Here is a 17,508-nt window from a genome sequence, read left to right on the forward strand (position 1 = left end):
TATTTGAAAGGAAACATCGTGAAAAATTTAAAAAAAACAGTTGGTAAGGCAAATTTAGTTATTGCATCTCTAGCCTTAGGCATTGGCATGGTATTACCTACTCATCAAGCATATGCTGATGGAGAACACAGCACTAAAGAATGTGTAGCAGGAGTTGCTGGTGAAGGTACAGCTGGTGGACTTGGCGGAGCTTATACTGGATTTAAAATTGGTGGAGCAACAGGACATCCTGGTGTGGGTTCAGTTATAGGTGGAGTTATTGGAACAATTGGCGGAGCAAGCAAGGGTGCTGCAGATCACTGTTTTTAATAATTAGTTAAGATAAGATTTACATAGGATGACAATTAATTATGAAAGGAGCTGTCTAATGTTAAGACAGTTCTTTTTTATATGACTATTTATTTAAGGAATAGATGAAATAAGAGTTTAGGAGATTTATATGATTAATTTTGCTCATAGAGGTTTTAAGGGAAGATACCCTGAAAACACGTTACTTGCTTTCAAAAAAGCGATTGAAGTTGGTGCTGATGGAATAGAATTTGATGTTCATTTTTCAAAAGATGGTGAACTTGTAATAATACATGATGAAACTCTTGAAAGGACTACAGATGGACAAGGGCTTGTAAAAGAGAAGACTTTAAAAGAATTAAAGAATTTAAATGCATCTAGATTATACCCAGAAATTAAACAACAAGAAATTTTAACTTTAAGAGAGTACTTTGATTTTGCTAAAGACCTTGACATTATGACAAATATAGAACTAAAAACGTCTATTATAACTTATGAAGGAATAGAAAATGAAGTTTATAAACTAATAAAAGAATATAATTTAGGAGAAAAAATTATAGTTTCTTCTTTTAACCATAATTCTTTAGTGCGATTTAAAGAGCTAGATTCTAATATAAAATGTGGTGTTCTTGAATCATCTAGACTCTATAAGCCTCGGGAGTACGTGAAAAATCTAGGGATGGAGTATTATCATCCTCTCAATTTTACTATAAACAAAGAATTAGCTGAAAAATTTGCTGAGAATAATATAGGTATAAATATTTGGTTTGGTAAATCTGATTACGATTACAGTGAGTATTTACCTTGTAATCCTACTGGACTTATAACAGATTATCCTGATAGAGTTAAAAAATTATTAAGCAAATAATTTTACAATAACCTTACAATTTATATAAGAAATTTTTACATAATTTGTCTATACTTGTAAAGAAATATAGAAAACTGGAGGAATTATGTTTAAAAAAATTGCTAGTAGACTAATGTTAGTCTTAATGTTTATTACGCTCACATCATGTGCAGGACGTGATAGTGATACATCGAGTACACCAAAGGAGAGTACTTCTACAAGTAATAATGAGGATGCGTCTAAGGATGAGAAATCTACTGCGGATAAAGGTGATAGAACCACTATTGTATTTTGGCATTCTATGGGTGGAAATTTAAATGATGCTATAGATTATCTTGTAGATGAGTACAATAAATCTCAAGATAAATATTTTGTAAAGGCAGAATTTCAAGGTGAATATGATGATGCTCTAACAAAATTAAGATCATCTGCTTCAGGCAAGGATGTTGGAGCTGATTTAGTCCAAGTTTTTGATCTAGGTACAAGATATATGATCGATTCTGGTCTTATAAAGCCAATTCAAGATTTCGTAGATGAGGATGATTATGATCTATCCCAATTGGAAGATAATCTACTTGCTTATTACACAGTAGATGGGAAATTAAATTCAATGCCATTTAACTCTTCTACACCACTTCTATATTACAATAAAGATATGTTCGATAAAGCAGGAGTTAAGCCACCAAAATCATTAGAAGAAATGAAAGAAGTTGGACAAAAATTAAAAGATTCTGGTGTAACAGATATGCCAATATCCATGAGTATTTATGGTTGGTGGGTTGAACAGTTTATGAGCAAACAAGGTCTTGACTTATTTGATAATGAAAATGGTAGAAAAGCTAACCCAACAAAAACAGTATTTAACGATAATGGCGGAGTCACAAATGTACTTAAAGCTTGGAAAGAGTTAGAAGATGATGGTATTGCACCAAATGTTGGTAAGCAAGGAGGTGTACCAGAGTTTAATTCTGGAACAAGTGCTATGACTTTTGCATCAACTGCATCACTAGCACAAATTCTATCAGAAGTTGGAGATAGATTTGAAGTAGGAACTGCTTATTTCCCAGGCGTTGATGCTAGCGATAATCACGGTGTATCAATTGGTGGTGCATCTTTATACGCTCTTGATTCGGGAGATAAGGAAAAGATGGAAGGTACTTGGGATTTTATTAAATTCCTAGTAAATGTAGATTCTCAAACATATTGGAATGCGAATACAGGTTATTTCCCAGTAAATAAAGGCGTATTAGATACAGATAAGTTTAAAGAATTAATAAAAGAGTCTCCACAATTTGAAACAGCTATAGATCAATTGCACGACTCAACACCGGATGATCAAGGAGCTCTTTCAACAGTATTCCAAGAATCTCGTCAGGTTATGGAAAAATATATAGAAGAAATGCTAAATGGAAATGTGAGCCCAGAAGATGCAAGTAAAAATATGGCAAAAGAAATGGATGATGCTCTTGAATCTTATAATAAGGTTAACAAATAATGAAAGAATATAACAATAAAGCCTACTTATATATGCTACCAGCATTGGCTCTATTAATAATATTTGTATTTTATCCTTTTGTACAGACTATAATCCGTAGTCTGTACACTACGGATAATATGGGTGCTAATACACTATTTGTTGGATTAAAAAATTATTCTAATCTTTTATCATCAGCGTCTTTTTGGAATAGCATAAAAGTAACTTTTATATATGTATTAATAGTTGTAATAATTGGAGTATTACTTGGATTTGCTACGGCCTTATTATGTAGAGTTAATTTTCCGGGTATTAGAATATTTTCAGCAGCTTATTCTCTTCCTATTGCTATAGCTTCATCAGGTATGGCTCTTGTATTTAAAGTTATGCTTAATCAATCAGTTGGTATTTTAAATGTAATTTTAAATACACACATTAACTGGATTGGAGATCCTAAATGGGCTTTAGTGAGTGTTGGTATTCTTACAGCTTGGTTAAACTCGGGTATGAACTTCTTATACTTTTCATCAGGACTTGCCAGTATAGATGATAGTTTATATGAGGCGGCATCTATAGACGGTGCAAATTCTTGGAATCAATTTATACACGTAACCTTACCATCAGTAAAACCTATTATGTTTTTTGTTGTAGTAACAAATATTATAAATGCATTCCAATCTTTTGGACAGATTAAACTTCTTACCCAAGGAGGTCCTGGAGAAGCAACCAATGTCATAGTACATGATATTTATAAAAATGCCTTTATGAACTATAGATATGGTTATGCTTCAGCAGAATCTGTAGTTTTATTTTTTATAGTAATGATTCTTACTATTATAGCCTTTAGATCAAATGGAGATAAGAATGCAAGTAAGTAGTAATAGAAATCAATCTAGAATGTTAAATGCAAAAATAACCAATAAACAAAGTGTGGACGGCTCTAGAGTTTTTAGGCTTATTTTAAACATTATAGTAGTAATTTTAGTTCTATTTCCAATAATATATGCTTTTGTAATGAGCGTAAAACCTAGTCATGAATTGTATGATAAGACATTTTTTACTGCAAACCCAACTTTGCAAAATTATGAAGATGTTTTTAAGATAGCGCCTATTGAAGGGTATATAATAAACTCTTTAATAGTTTCAATAATTATTACGGTATTCCAAATGATAACTGCAATACTCGCAGCTTTTGCTCTACATTTTCTAAATTTTAGAAAAAAAGGTTTGCTTTTTGCTGTTATAATGGCAACCACTATGATACCAGGTGAAACAACTATAATTTCTAATTTTCTGATGATTTCGGGCTGGGGTTTTACAGATTCATTCTTTGGTTTAGTTGCTCCATATCTAACAAGTGCTATGGGAATATTTTTATTTAGACAAGCCTTTCAATCTTTTCCAATGGAAATATATGAAGCAAGTAAAATGGATGGTGCAAGTGATTTGGGTTTTATATTTAAAATACTAATTCCTTTATCAAAACCCACTATTGGAGCTTTGGCGGTCCAATCATTTTTGGGAGCTTGGAATATGTATATGTGGCCACTACTAATTACAGGATCTGATAGATATAGGACGGTTCAAATAGGTATATCTATGTTAAATTCAGCGGATTCTCAGTCTATGCTTTTAATGATAGCGGGGGTAGTAATTTGTATGATACCGTCACTAATAATTTTCATGTTCGCACAAAAAAATATGGTAAAAGGATTAACGACAGGAGCGGTAAAGGGTTAAAATATGGCAAGAGTAAGATTAGATCACGTATCAAAAGTTTATGAAAATGGATTTGAGGGAGCAAAAGATATAAATCTTGATATAAAAGATAAGGAATTTGTTGTCTTGGTTGGACCATCTGGTTGCGGGAAATCGACAACACTTAGAATGATTGCAGGTCTTGAGTCTATAAGCTCAGGTGACTTCTATATAGATGATACAAAAATGAACAATGTATCACCAAAAGATAGAGATATAGCAATGGTATTTCAATCATATGCACTATATCCACATATGACGATAAGGGAAAATATGGGCTTTGCACTAAAAATGCAAAAAATTGATAAAAATACCATTAATCAAAAAGTAGAATCAATAGCTGAAACATTGCAACTTAAAGATTTATTAGATAGAAAGCCAGCTCAATTATCTGGTGGACAAAGGCAAAGAGTTGCATTAGGTCGAGCTATGGTAAGAAATCCTAAAGTGTTTTTGTTGGATGAGCCATTATCAAATCTAGATGCAAAATTAAGAGTTGAAATGAGAACTGAAATAGTTAGACTCCACAACAAACTAGACACAACTTTCATTTATGTAACCCATGATCAAGTAGAAGCAATGACAATGGGTGATAGGATAGCTGTACTCAACAAAGGTGAATTAGTACAGTTCGATACACCCTTAAACCTATACTATCGTCCCAAAAATAGGTTTATAGCAGAATTTATAGGTTCACCAAAAATGAATATAGTAAAGACTACACTTAATAGAGACGGATCAAGCTTTTATGTAAACTTATTTGGTAAGGAAATTCCACTTCCGGCTTTCAAGGTAAAAGACTTACTAAATTATAAAGGTGACGGTAATAAGATTCTAATAGGTATTAGATCAGAAGAATTTAATTATAATGAAAACTCGGAAATAAAAGTTAAATTTGATAATGTAGAATATATGGGATCAGATACTTATGCTTATATGATTACTAGCGATGATACAGTTATAGCTATGAGATTTAATTACTCTAGCCCAATAGTATCAAATAAAGAAATTCCAATTAATATTAATATGGAAAATACATATCTATTCGATGTTTTAACGGAGGAGTGTATATCTTTTCCAGAAAAAACTCCTGATCCACAGAATATAAAAATATTGAATCAAGACTTAAATAAAAGATACGACTTAAAAGATAAGGCTAATAGAGCAGTAGATAAAAAAGAAATGTTGGAAGCTGGGACTGTTGCAGAATGAATAAATCGTCCCAAAATCATTAGAAGAACTTCTACGGAAAATTTACAATTATAAGTCGGCAGGCTATGTAAAAAATTCCTAAGAGAACTTTCTAATGATGAGACGATAATTATCCATAGTTTTGCAAGATGATATCCAAAATAAAAAGCATATTTAACTATCCTACTTGGAATATATAAAGATTAATATTAGGCATAGTTAAATGTGCTTTTGTTATTTATAAATATATTTGGAAATAGAATCATAAAAGATAAAAAACATAGCATAAAATAAAACTTGACATTTAAATAAAAAGCTAGTAACATAAATATCACCACTTAGAAAGACTGTTTAAAAAATAATTTAGAAAATATTTGACAATAGCTTCTGGATGGTGTATACTATAAAAGTACCGCATTTGCTGAAACAACGAATTTCAGTAAAAAAGTTAAAATATTGCAAAAAATATTTGACAAGAGATTTTAAACGTGGTACCATATATTTTGTCGTTGAGAGGCGACAACAATGAACCAGATAAGCAATAGCTTATCTATAATTAAATAGTAATTAAACTTAAAACAATTAATTTGAGTAACCTTAAATAATGATTCCAATCTATTTGTATATAGATTAGAATAAATATAAATCACGCATTGATTGAAAAAATCAGTGTAAATGAAGAGCTTGAATCAAAAAAGCTTTTATGAATAAAAAAGAAAACTACGTTAAGTAGAGAAAATATTTTTCATGAGAGTTTGATCCTGGCTCAGGATTAACGCTGGCGGCGTGCATAACACATGCAAGTCGAACGATGAAACTTTAATGAACCCTTCGGGGAGAATTAAAGCGGATTAGTGGCGAACGGGTGAGTAACGCGTGAGTAACCTGCCTTACACAAGGGGATAGCCTTTGGAAACGAAGAATAATACCCTATAAAACCATAAAAGCACATGCAATTATGGTCAAAGTGATAGCGGTGTAAGATGGACTTGCGTCTGATTAGCTAGTTGGTGAGATAAAAGCCCACCAAGGCAACGATCAGTAGCCGGCTTGAGAGAGTGTACGGCCACATTGGGACTGAGACACGGCCCAGACTCCTACGGGAGGCAGCAGTGGGGAATTTTGCACAATGGGGGAAACCCTGATGCAGCGACGCCGCGTGATTTAGAAGGCCTTCGGGTTGTAAAAATCTTTTGTATAGGAAGAAAATGACAGTACTATACGAATAAGGTCCGGCTAATTACGTGCCAGCAGCCGCGGTAATACGTAAGGACCGAGCGTTGTCCGGAATCATTGGGCGTAAAGGGTACGTAGGCGGCTAGAAAAGTTAGAAGTCAAAGGCTATAGCTCAACTATAGTAAGCTTCTAAAACTATTTAGCTTGAGAGATGGAAGGGAAAGTGGAATTCCTAGTGTAGCGGTGGAATGCGCAGATATTAGGAGGAATACCGGTGGCGAAGGCGACTTTCTGGCCATTTTCTGACGCTGAGGTACGAAAGCGTGGGTAGCAAACAGGATTAGATACCCTGGTAGTCCACGCCGTAAACGATGAGTGTTAGGTGTCTGGAGTCAAATCTGGGTGCCGCAGCAAACGCATTAAACACTCCGCCTGGGGAGTACGCACGCAAGTGTGAAACTCAAAGGAATTGACGGGGACCCGCACAAGCAGCGGAGCATGTGGTTTAATTCGACGCAACGCGAAGAACCTTACCAAGTCTTGACATATTTTAGAAGCAATTAGAGATAATTGCCTATATCTTCGGATAACTAAAATACAGGTGGTGCATGGTTGTCGTCAGCTCGTGTCGTGAGATGTTGGGTTAAGTCCCATAACGAGCGCAACCCCTATTGCTAGTTACCATCATTAAGTTGGGGACTCTAGTAATACTGCCGGTGACAAACCGGAGGAAGGTGGGGATGACGTCAAATCATCATGCCCTTTATGACTTGGGCTACACACGTGCTACAATGGCAGGTACACAGGGAAGCAAGACTGTGAAGTTAAGCAAAACTCAAAAAGCCTGTCCCAGTTCGGATTGCACTCTGCAACTCGAGTGCATGAAGTTGGAGTTGCTAGTAATCGCAGATCAGAATGCTGCGGTGAATGCGTTCCCGGGTCTTGTACACACCGCCCGTCACACCATGGAAGTTGGCAATACCCGAAGCCTGTGAGCGAACCCTTTGGGGCGCAGCAGTCGAAGGTAGGGTCAGTAACTGGGGTGAAGTCGTAACAAGGTAGCCGTATCGGAAGGTGCGGCTGGATCACCTCCTTTCTAAGAGAACACCAATGGGGGTACGCTCCCATTGGTAGAGAATGATACGTTATTCTCTGACTATTAGAAACACTAAGTTACTCAAATTAAGTTATTACTATTTATAAAAAAACGAACCATAAAAACTAAATAGCAAACAATATTTCCAGTCAAGAAGAAAAGGGCTTAAGGTGAATGCCTTGGCACATGAAGACTAAGAAGGACGTAAGTGAACGAAAACTAGGGAAAGCTCACAAAAAGCATCGACCCCTAGGTATCCGAATGGGGAAACCCGTCTGTGGAAGACACAGACATCATAAAGTGAATACATAGCTTTATGAAGTAAGACCCTGCGAACTGAAACATCTAAGTAGCAGGAGGAAAAGAAAGAAAACTCGATTTTCCAAGTAGCGGCGAGCGAAAAGAAAACAGCCCAACCCAGTAAGAAATATATATTCTAGTAGAATCATTTGGGAAAATGAACCAAAGAAAGTGAAAGTCTTGTAAACAAAAGAAAATATATTGTGGGGGCAAGTAGCAGTGAACACGAGAAATTTGCTGTGAAGATAGGGGGACCATCCCCTAAGGCTAAATACTAACATGTGACCGATAGCGAACAAGTACCGTGAGGGAAAGGTGAAAAGAACCCCGAAAGGGGAGTGAAACAGAACCTGAAACCTTAAGCCTACAAGCAGACAGAGGGCAAAAGCCTGATGTCGTACCTTTTGTAGAATGGGCCAGCGAGTTATCATATATAGCAAGGTTAAATCTTTAAGAGATGAAGCCAAAGCGAAAGCGAGTCTTAATAGGGCGAAAGTTAGATATGATAGACCCGAAACCGGGTGATCTATCCATGGTCAGAGTGAAGGTGAAGTAAAATTCACTGGAGGCTCGAACCGGGTGCGGTTTAAAACGCATCGGATGAACTGTGGATAGGGGCGAAAAACCAAACGAACCCGGAGATAGCTGGTTCTCCTCGAAATAGCTTTAGGGCTAGCCTATGATTAAAGATTTAAGGAGGTAGAGCACTGACTGGCCTAGGGCGGCTAACCGTACCAAAGCCTATCAAACTCCGAATGCCAAAAAATCAGATCATGGAGTCAGACTTAGAGGGATAAGCTCCTAAGTCGAAAGGGAAAGAGCCCAGACCGACAGCTAAGGTCCCAAAATCTGGATTAAGTGGAAAAGGATGTGAACCTACTAAGACAACCAGGACGTTGGCTTAGAAGCAGCCATACATTTAAAGAATGCGTAATAGCTCACTGGTCAAGTGGGTTTGCGCCGAAAATAAACGGGGCTAAAATTCAGTACCGAAGCTTCGGATTGATAGAGGATTTAAATGCTTGACCTAACTTGATTTATGAAATAAATCAAAAGTAGGTCAGCCGCAGGCTTTCCCAAGAGAGCAAAGCTCGATTGGCAAGAAAGCTACGCGCAAACAAAGGTAAAACTTAGACGGAAATATTGAACAATACAATCAAGATAAACGAGTTATAAACGAAAATTATTTACGCAAATATCACAAGTAAATGGTAAGTTGTATATAACTACGATATCACCGAATGAACAGTCATAAAACAAAAAGTTTAAGATGACAACTGGTTAAAATATCGTCAAAGTATTTACCCAAGCATTTAAATACTCTATCAGTGGTAGAGGAGCATTGTATTAGGGAAGAAGCCTAAGCGAAAGCAAGTGTGGACTTAATACAAGAGAGAATGCTGGCATGAGTAGCGATAAGGAGTGTGAGAATCACTCCCGTCGAAACCCTAAGGACTCCTGAGCAAGGCTCGTCCCCTCAGGGAAAGTCGGGACCTAAGGCAAGGCCTAAAGGCGTAGCCGATGGATAACAGGTTTATATTCCTGTACCGCTTAAAGTCGCAATAAGAGACGTGATGACGCAAGAGGATAAACTATCTGCCCGATGGAAGGCAGTCTAAGCACAAAGGCCGATTAGTAGGCAAATCCGCTAATCATAAAGCTGATGTGTGATAGGTATCGAAAACATGAGTAGAGAAGTAGTCGATTTCAAATTGCCAAGAAAAGTCACTATCAAGACAAAAGCGCCCGTACCAAAACCGACACAGGTAGGGAGGTAGAGAATACCAAGACGCGCGGAAGAACCTTTGTTAAGGAACTCGGCAAAATGTCCCCGTAACTTCGGGAGAAGGGGAGCCAGAGCGATCTGGCCACAGAAACCAGGCCCAAGCGACTGTTTACCAAAAACACAAGTTTCTGCAAAATCGAAAGATGAAGTATAGGAGCTGACACCTGCCCGGTGCTGGAAGGTTAAGGGGAAGGCTTAGCATAAGCGAAGGCTAGAACTTAAGCCCCAGTAAACGGCGGCCGTAACTATAACGGTCCTAAGGTAGCGAAATTCCTTGTCGGGTAAGTTCCGACCCGCACGAAAGGTGTAACGATTTGGGCACTGTCTCAACAAAGGATCCGGTGAAATTGTAGTAGTCGTGAAGATGCGACTTACCCACGCTAGGACGGAAAGACCCCGTGGAGCTTTACTGTAGGCTGATATTGGATTTTGAGATTAGACGTACAGGATAGTTGGGAGACAAAGAAACTTGCACGCCAGTGTAGGTTGAGTCAACCTTGGGATACCAACCCTCTAATATCAAAATTCTAACATTGACCCCTAATCGGGGCAAAGGACATTGTCAGTCGGGCAGTTTGACTGGGGCGGTCGCCTCCCAAAAAGTAACGGAGGCGTTCAAAGGTTCGCTCAGAATGGACGGAAACCATTCGAAGAGTACAAAGGCAAAAGCGAGCTTAACTGCGAGAGATACATCTCAAGCAGAGTAGAAATACGGACTTAGTGATCCGGTGGCACCGCATGGAAGGGCCATCGCTCAACGGATAAAAGCTACCCCGGGGATAACAGGCTTATCTCCCCCAAGAGTCCACATCGACGGGGAGGTTTGGCACCTCGATGTCGGCTCGTCTCATCCTGGGGCTGAAGTAGGTCCCAAGGGTTGGGCTGTTCGCCCATTAAAGAGGCACGCGAGCTGGGTTCAGAACGTCGTGAGACAGTTCGGTCCCTATCCAGCGTGGGCGTAAGAAATTTGAGAGGACCTGTCCTTAGTACGAGAGGACCGGGATGGACATACCACTGGTGTACCAGTTGTTCCGCCAGGAGCATAGCTGGGTAGCTAAGTATGGCACTGATAAGTACTGAAAGCATCTAAGTACGAAGCAACCCTCAAGATAAGATTTCTAAGAGTACGTAAAGAAAATACGTTTGATAGGTCCAAGGTGTAAGTGCAGTAATGTATTAAGCTAATGGATACTAAACTTTAAATCTTGACTGGAAATATTGTCTGCTATTAAAAGGTTCATAAATTAAATATATGGTGATTATGGCATGAGGGATACACCTGTTCCCATACCGAACACAGAAGTTAAGCCTCATTACGCTGATGGTACTCGGAGGGCAACCTCCCGGTAGAGTAGGAAATCGCCAAATAATTAAGGCTTAGTCGTTTGACTGAGTCTTTTTTAGTATATAAGGATATACCTAAAGCTCTGATGGTAATGAATCTTAGCTGTTCTCATTCGCTAGAACTGAGCCTTTTAATAGAGTGAGAAATTGTCAAATAATTACGAAATAGTTGCTTGAATAGTTCTTTTTTATTTACGGATTACATCTTTATATTAGCTCGTCCGGATAGTGAAGGAAAATTTGCATTCCACATTATGGAACTCAAGTAGTGGATTAACGAGAAAGAAAATCCATCCTGATGATTGAGGATGGAAGGGCTTAATTATTTATAATAATCTGATTTGCTGATAGTTGCTGAACTATTAGAATTTATTCGTCTTCGTAATTTTTATAATTAATCACTACTATTTTGATTTTTTATAAACACAAATATCTTAATCAAACAAAAAAAGAATCCTTAGAAACAATGTACATAATATCTTCTTTGCTTCTAGAATTCCTATGTTTTTATAGCTTATTCATTATCTTTTAACTTTGTACCACAATTCCTGCAGAATATTTCATCTTTTCCTACTGCTTTATTACAAGATGGACATAGAAATTCTTGTTTCTGAACCTCTCTTACTTTTGCTCCACATTTTATACAATAAGTAGAGTTTATAGGAATTTCAGATCCACGATTATCACACACTATTACATTTCTAAGGCTATTTATTTCTTCTTTTAGTTTGTCGATTCTTGATAGGCTGTTATTAACTTGCAAAATTCTATCATGTTCTTCAGCGTTGATGTCATTTTTGTGAGCTTCGTAATATGATTTTCCAATAAAATAAAATAATTGATTTATTTTAACTTCTTCTTTTTCTATTTCGTAGAGTATAATTATGCTAATAGATAAAATTTATTTTATTAAAAAGCCCATAAAGTTTAATTGAGATAGCTTTTATGGGCTGGGTTACTTATTTAAATCATTTATTTAAATTTTATATTTTTATTCGTAAATTGTAATTTCTGTTATTAGGCCATCTTTTACTTCTATATTTATAGCATAGCCTAAATCTTTAACTTCATCATAGTGTTTAAGAAATTCATCTTCATCATAGAATTGTGGATTTACAGAGCCACCTTGAACATTATACACAGTATTATTACTTACAGTAAAAAAGTGAGTTTGGTTTTCAAGCATTTTATCTACATTTGTAGAATCAGGATCTTTGTTATAATCCAAAGTTCCCTTTACTTCTAAGACATCTGCATATTTATTGATTTCATAGATTGATGGACTTTCAAATTCTTTATCTCTTTTACCTGCATTTTTAGAAAGTAATTGAGCAAAGTAAGAACCATCTTCTTTTTTTAAGTAATTTTCATCAGAAGTTGGTGAATTTTTAGTTTCCTTATTAACTACTTGGTTGACATTCTGTTTATTACTATTTTCACCAGCAGCATTTACCTTGCTCATATTAGATCCATATACTAGACTTGTTGATAAAGCAGTTACTAATAGTAATTTATTTAATTTTTTGTAATTCATTTTCTCCTCCTAATTATATTCATCATTGTCGTATAATCTAGATATTTAGACTAGATGAATTAGTTTTAGAATAATCTAAACTTCAAATTATATGTTTAACTTTTAATATTTGAAGTAAGTACTTAACTTCAACAAATATTATACCCGCATAATTTATCACGTCCACATTGTTAGATAAATAAATATCTAATAAGATACATGCGAATAGATACTTTGTTAATAACGTTATATAGAAATAAATTTTAATTGGAAACTATTAATATTATATAAAGATATGCTAAGAGATAAAATAAAACTATTACTAAATATTTATAAACTATTTTTATAATTGAGAAAAATGTAAGATCATTGAAAACTTGACTAGTACAGTGTCTTTAATTAAAATAAACCAACTAGGTACAATAGATAATCTAATTACATTTTACGCTTAACGTAATGGAATATAAAATTTAATTAGCTAATTTACTTAAGAATATCTACATAACTAACTATATTATTTTATTTATCATCACTATTTACTTTACTTATAGTTATTATTGATTTTCATGATACTTCTTTATAAAAAAAGTCCAATAGGGCTTTTATGCTAACTCTTTAAATGATATAATTATTATGTTATAGAATTATTGGGATATAGCCAAGCTGGTAAGGCACCAGATTCTGACTCTGGAGAGCGTAGGTTCGAGTCCTACTATCCCAGCCATAAAAATTTTAATGTAGAATTATATTATTATTTAAATAATATAGTAATTTTAAATTGTTAATAATCAAGAGAATAGGGAGTGTTGACTAAAAAATTTTATAAAAGCCAAAGGTAAATTAATATTTGCTCAATAGTATTTAGCTTTGTAAATAGAAATATTTATATAAAAGTTTGTATTGATGAAAAGGAACTGCCATGTAACTATAAAAACTTGTATTTTGTAATTTATCAATATTTTCAAATTAGATAATATTACTAAATATAATAGTAAAAGCTATTACAAATAATTACACAGCAGTTCCTTAAAGTAAATTTTAATTAAGGAATAATATAAGTATTATTCTGTAATCTCATCTATTAATTGTTCATTGGTAGTTTGTGGGGATACTACTGTTGGAAACCAGCTTTCTTTATTTAGTATTTCATCTAAATCATTTCCATATCTGAAGTGGAAATGTAGTAAATCTTCATTAGGATCTATTTTCATCAAAGTCAGATATTTATATGGAGCATCTTCATTTGTAGCTTCAAATATATTCCAAGTTATTTTATGCTCTCCTAGCATCTGTTCCTCTGTTTTAGAAAATTTATAAGTACCTTCTCCTATAGTTTTTCCATCTTTTTTTGGAAAGTTATCCAAGAAAGTTACTTTGTCAGCATCTATAATAAGACCAGCAAAATCTGCTTTTCTTTTTGCCAGATAATCTTCTTTTGCTTTATCTTCATCAATTTCTTCATTTTTTGCTAGAGTAGAATAAGCTGATTGAATCTCAGGATCTTCTAGATATTCATACATACTATTCCAATCTCCTTGCCAATCAGATAAACTTACACTAGATTTTGCATCTTTATTATTTTCTCCATCTTTTGTGACGTTTTCTTCATTGTTATTAGAAGCATCATCTTTTTTTTCTGTATCACTAGTTGCAGCACTAGTTGCAGCGGGAGTATTTTTAGTTTCTTCTACTTTTTGAGTGGAATCATTTGTAGATTTATTATCTTTAGCTTCGTCTTTGCTGCAAGCACTAAATATTAATCCAAATGATAAAATGCTGACAATTGCTAATTTATTTTTATTTTTCATATAAACTCCTCTTTTTAAAAATATTATTTTAGCTTTTTATAAAATAATATTAACATTAAATTGATATATAGTCAATAATGATATTCATTATCAAATATTTAAACTATTTTTGAAAAATTTGACGCTCGTAGTAGTAGCACTATTAATAGTGTGTGCAAGTTAGCTAATTGTTCAGCTGGTAAAGGTCTAGAAAATTTTAATGCCATTTGATCTATTGGTATAAATAGTGATAATAGAATAAAAATAATAGTTCCAACAATATTAAAAAGTACATGGCGAGAGCTGCTCTCTTAGCATTTTTGGAAGCTCCAAGTGATGACAAAACTGATGTTATGTAAGCTTCGATATTAAAACCAAATACTATATACATAAATGATTTGAATGATAGCTAAAGCTTGTAATATACCCAAAGAAGCAGATAATGACGTATGATAGCGGTTTTATAATAGCACCAGCTAATACACCTAGAATAGGATTTTGAATTTGGTCATCAAAGTTATAAATCTTGGATAATCTTTTAAAGCTTCCATGATCTTGCTCATAAATTCTATGCTTATAAATAAGAAGCCTAGATCCCATTATTGTTCTACCTGGAAAATTCTTTTCTTTTTTAGAAAATGCGTTCAAAGTAAATCCTATAAAAGCAATTATTGAAGCTAGTTGAGGTATATTTAACTCTACAAGCTGACCTGTAATAGTTGTACCTATATTTGCTACCATTATTATTCCTACTGCTGGATAGATATTCATAAAACCTGCATTAACAAAACCAACTACCATAACTGTAGTAGCGGATGATGATTGTATAATTGCAGTTACAAAAGTTCCTACTAATATGACCTTAAAAAATTGGAAGTCATTTTTTATATTACAATTCTAAGCCTATCACCTGCGACAACTTCAATACCATCATCAATTCCATTCCATATAAGAAAAGAGCAAGGCATCCCAGAAACTCGATAAAATAGTTAATTGACATATACCCTCCATTATCATTCATTAATTTATCTTTTATTGATTATTTAAGATTTATCACAAATATTGAAGCTAAAATTTGATTTATAGATATTAAGAACTTTGACTATTAATTCAGGTGAAAATAAAAAATTAGCCATGTGAAAAATAGTTCATAAATAACATCTTATCTTAAATTCTTTATTATTTTTTCTTATTGATCTAGATACATACTAATAAAGTGTATATAATTTAAATAAAATTTGATTAAAGAACTCTCAAAGTTTATAAGAAAACGACTTCCAGTATTGACATTTGCGGGCTCTAGTGCTAACCTATAGTTAGGTAAAGATATATAAAAAATTTTATTAACAATTCTAAAGTTTAATTGGATTAGATTATAATAAAGTAAATAATGGTCTTAAAAATTTAGTTATTTTAATAAATAGATTAGATTTTTATTTACAACATATTATAAATAACCCATAATGTATATCTTTAATTCTATTTATAAAGTCTATAATTATATTAAAATCTATAGAAATGGCACAGGTACATCAAAAGGAGGGATAATGAAGAAAAAATATCGTGTTCTCTCATTGCTAAGTGTAATCACATTCTTATCTACATCTTTTGCTTTTGATTTTTATAGCAATTCATATGCTATGCAAGAAGTTGAAAGTGTAAATAATGATGATTTATCCTATCTTTATCAGATAAATGAAGATTACGAACTAAACTTAAGCGATGAGGAATTAAGACAAGAGTCAGATTCTTTGCAAGGAGCTAGAATTGAAGGAAATAAAGCTTATGAAATTCCTTTAATGCAGCAAGCTCAACTAGATTTGGCAGAACTAAGCGAAGACAGAGCTATTAATTTACCATCGGGTATAAATACTACTAATCCACAGCAATTCTTTTATATAGGTTCTATTGGAGTTAGAATTCAACTTTTAAGGAAAGTCAACCATTTTATAAATCAAATGACTACTGAGTATATTTATAAGATTCAAGAAGCACATAATCTTGCTGCACAAGTATGTTTTGAAGCAGTAATGGTTGCTATAAATCCATTTAATGGAAGAAAAGATGTTCTTGCGGCTATAGAAAAGCTAGATAATAATATTGAAAAGATCAAAAATATAAGAGATATGACTTCTGGAGACTTAGCTACACCATATGTAAAAAAATTAATGTATAAAAATATTAGAGAAGCTAGGAAATCTCAAAATAAATTTTTTGACCAAGATAATTATGGAACTCGTGGTAAGGAAGAATATATCCAAAGTATTTATAGAAATGAAGTAAATGATATAAATAAACAGGTTGGACAAAAAATCACTTTTGGACAATTGTTAGAACTTGATGCAAGGTTAAAATCTGCATCTTCATCAGCACTTTTATCTAACGAAGTTATTGCAAATCCAAAATGGCTTAATGATACAGTTACTAAAGAAGTTAATAACCAAAATAAAATAAAGGCACAGTATAGAAATCAAATCAGCAAAGAAGACTTTGATACTTGGCAAAATCTTGTAAAAAAAGTAATTGATAGAAAAGTGGAAAAAAATCCTAGATATGACAAGATCACAGAATCAATATATGATTTATGGGACTTCAATGCTGAGTTAATAAATAAATATCCACAAGTTTTTTCTGGGGAAGTATTTGGAGATTTCAATCTAGAAAGACCATCTTCATATATAGAACCATATCAAGTGGCAGGTATAAAATGGATAGTACAACCAACCTTTGATAAAATTCCTGCTGGTATGCAAGCCTCTGGCTCAAGCATAATAATAGGGTTTGGAGGGCAAAAGGCTCAATACGGAGATTACAAAAGTTATATAACAAACAGAAGCACTTTAAGAGATGAAGTAGTTACAACAAATATGGATGGTAAAAATCCAGAATTAATATATCCTGATTTTACTGACCCAAGCAAATAAATAAAAATGTATATTTAAAATTTT

11 protein-coding genes, 1 tRNA gene and 3 rRNA genes are annotated in these 17,508 nt (G+C 34.0%); 11 read left to right on the top strand and 4 right to left on the bottom strand.

Features of this window, described 5'->3' with window-relative positions:
- Positions 1–18: 18 nt before the first annotated feature.
- The 9 genes from ABXG81_RS00495 (at position 19) to rrf (ending at position 11,284) form a co-directional block, all read left to right on the top strand.
- On the top strand, positions 19–309 hold the full coding sequence (locus ABXG81_RS00495; RefSeq protein ID WP_117521988.1) for a hypothetical protein: 291 nt from the start codon (positions 19–21) through the stop codon (positions 307–309).
- A gap of 130 nt (positions 310–439) precedes the next feature.
- Complete coding sequence (locus ABXG81_RS00500) at positions 440–1,156, top strand: glycerophosphodiester phosphodiesterase (protein ID WP_353528866.1); 717 nt, start codon at positions 440–442, stop codon at positions 1,154–1,156.
- Between the two features lie 85 nt (positions 1,157–1,241).
- Positions 1,242–2,630, top strand: a complete 1,389-nt coding sequence (locus ABXG81_RS00505) for an ABC transporter substrate-binding protein (protein ID WP_316115689.1) — start codon at positions 1,242–1,244, stop codon at positions 2,628–2,630.
- Positions 2,630–3,487, top strand: coding sequence for a sugar ABC transporter permease (locus ABXG81_RS00510; protein ID WP_209814185.1), 858 nt, complete (start codon positions 2,630–2,632; stop codon positions 3,485–3,487). Before ABXG81_RS00505 ends, ABXG81_RS00510 begins: the two co-directional genes overlap by 1 nt.
- Entirely contained in the window at positions 3,474–4,349 is an 876-nt protein-coding gene (locus tag ABXG81_RS00515) for a carbohydrate ABC transporter permease (protein WP_353528867.1), read from the top strand. The genes ABXG81_RS00510 and ABXG81_RS00515 overlap by 14 nt, the downstream gene beginning before the upstream one ends.
- Before the next feature lie 3 nt (positions 4,350–4,352).
- The gene (locus ABXG81_RS00520) at positions 4,353–5,579 is read left to right on the top strand and encodes an ABC transporter ATP-binding protein (protein WP_353528868.1); all 1,227 of its coding nucleotides are present in this window, start codon (positions 4,353–4,355) and stop codon (positions 5,577–5,579) included.
- 722 nt (positions 5,580–6,301) lie between these two features.
- Positions 6,302–7,830 (top strand): 16S ribosomal RNA (locus tag ABXG81_RS00525).
- Positions 7,831–7,977: 147 nt separating this feature from the next.
- Positions 7,978–11,129: ribosomal RNA gene (locus tag ABXG81_RS00530) — 23S ribosomal RNA — on the top strand.
- A gap of 38 nt (positions 11,130–11,167) precedes the next feature.
- A 5S ribosomal RNA gene (gene rrf / locus ABXG81_RS00535) occupies positions 11,168–11,284 on the top strand.
- The 16S, 23S and 5S rRNA genes sit together here, the layout of an rRNA operon.
- A gap of 490 nt (positions 11,285–11,774) precedes the next feature.
- Here rrf and ABXG81_RS00540 read toward each other — a convergent pair.
- Positions 11,775–12,023 carry a zinc ribbon domain-containing protein gene (locus ABXG81_RS00540; RefSeq protein ID WP_353528869.1) on the bottom strand — a complete coding sequence of 83 codons (249 nt, stop codon included), beginning with the start codon at positions 12,021–12,023 and terminating at the stop codon, positions 11,775–11,777.
- Positions 12,024–12,251: 228 nt separating this feature from the next.
- Positions 12,252–12,794 carry a hypothetical protein gene (locus tag ABXG81_RS00545; protein WP_353528870.1) on the bottom strand — a complete coding sequence of 181 codons (543 nt, stop codon included), beginning with the start codon at positions 12,792–12,794 and terminating at the stop codon, positions 12,252–12,254.
- 627 nt (positions 12,795–13,421) lie between these two features.
- Between ABXG81_RS00545 and ABXG81_RS00550 the strand changes: the two genes are divergently transcribed.
- Positions 13,422–13,497, top strand: a tRNA-Gln gene (locus ABXG81_RS00550).
- A 337-nt stretch (positions 13,498–13,834) separates the two neighbouring features.
- On the opposite strand, the gene ABXG81_RS00555 is transcribed toward ABXG81_RS00550, so the two are convergent.
- Complete coding sequence (locus tag ABXG81_RS00555; RefSeq protein ID WP_353528871.1) at positions 13,835–14,581, bottom strand: ZinT/AdcA family metal-binding protein; 747 nt, start codon at positions 14,579–14,581, stop codon at positions 13,835–13,837.
- Positions 14,582–14,941: 360 nt separating this feature from the next.
- On the bottom strand, positions 14,942–15,448 hold the full coding sequence (locus ABXG81_RS00560) for a Na/Pi symporter (RefSeq protein WP_353529230.1): 507 nt from the start codon (positions 15,446–15,448) through the stop codon (positions 14,942–14,944).
- A gap of 659 nt (positions 15,449–16,107) precedes the next feature.
- Here ABXG81_RS00560 and ABXG81_RS00565 point away from each other — a divergent pair.
- Positions 16,108–17,484: a CAMP factor family pore-forming toxin gene (locus tag ABXG81_RS00565; protein WP_117522289.1), complete on the top strand. Its 1,377-nt coding sequence runs from the start codon at positions 16,108–16,110 to the stop codon at positions 17,482–17,484.
- The last annotated feature ends 24 nt before the right edge of the window (positions 17,485–17,508 follow it).

The organism is Anaerococcus nagyae, from assembly GCF_040364225.1.
Lineage (GTDB): Bacteria > Bacillota > Clostridia > Tissierellales > Peptoniphilaceae > Anaerococcus > Anaerococcus nagyae.

Excerpts from the sequence above, each read along its gene's own strand:
- ABXG81_RS00555 (WP_353528871.1), bottom strand. The coding sequence starts at position 14,581 with ATGAAAAATAAAAATAAATTAGCAATTGTCAGCATTTTATCATTTGGA.
- ABXG81_RS00510 (WP_209814185.1), top strand. The coding sequence starts at position 2,630 with ATGAAAGAATATAACAATAAAGCCTACTTATATATGCTACCAGCATTG.
- ABXG81_RS00515 (WP_353528867.1), top strand. The coding sequence starts at position 3,474 with ATGCAAGTAAGTAGTAATAGAAATCAATCTAGAATGTTAAATGCAAAA.
- ABXG81_RS00565 (WP_117522289.1), top strand. The coding sequence starts at position 16,108 with ATGAAGAAAAAATATCGTGTTCTCTCATTGCTAAGTGTAATCACATTC.
- ABXG81_RS00505 (WP_316115689.1), top strand. The coding sequence starts at position 1,242 with ATGTTTAAAAAAATTGCTAGTAGACTAATGTTAGTCTTAATGTTTATT.
- ABXG81_RS00545 (WP_353528870.1), bottom strand. The coding sequence starts at position 12,794 with ATGAATTACAAAAAATTAAATAAATTACTATTAGTAACTGCTTTATCA.
- ABXG81_RS00520 (WP_353528868.1), top strand. The coding sequence starts at position 4,353 with ATGGCAAGAGTAAGATTAGATCACGTATCAAAAGTTTATGAAAATGGA.
- ABXG81_RS00500 (WP_353528866.1), top strand. The coding sequence starts at position 440 with ATGATTAATTTTGCTCATAGAGGTTTTAAGGGAAGATACCCTGAAAAC.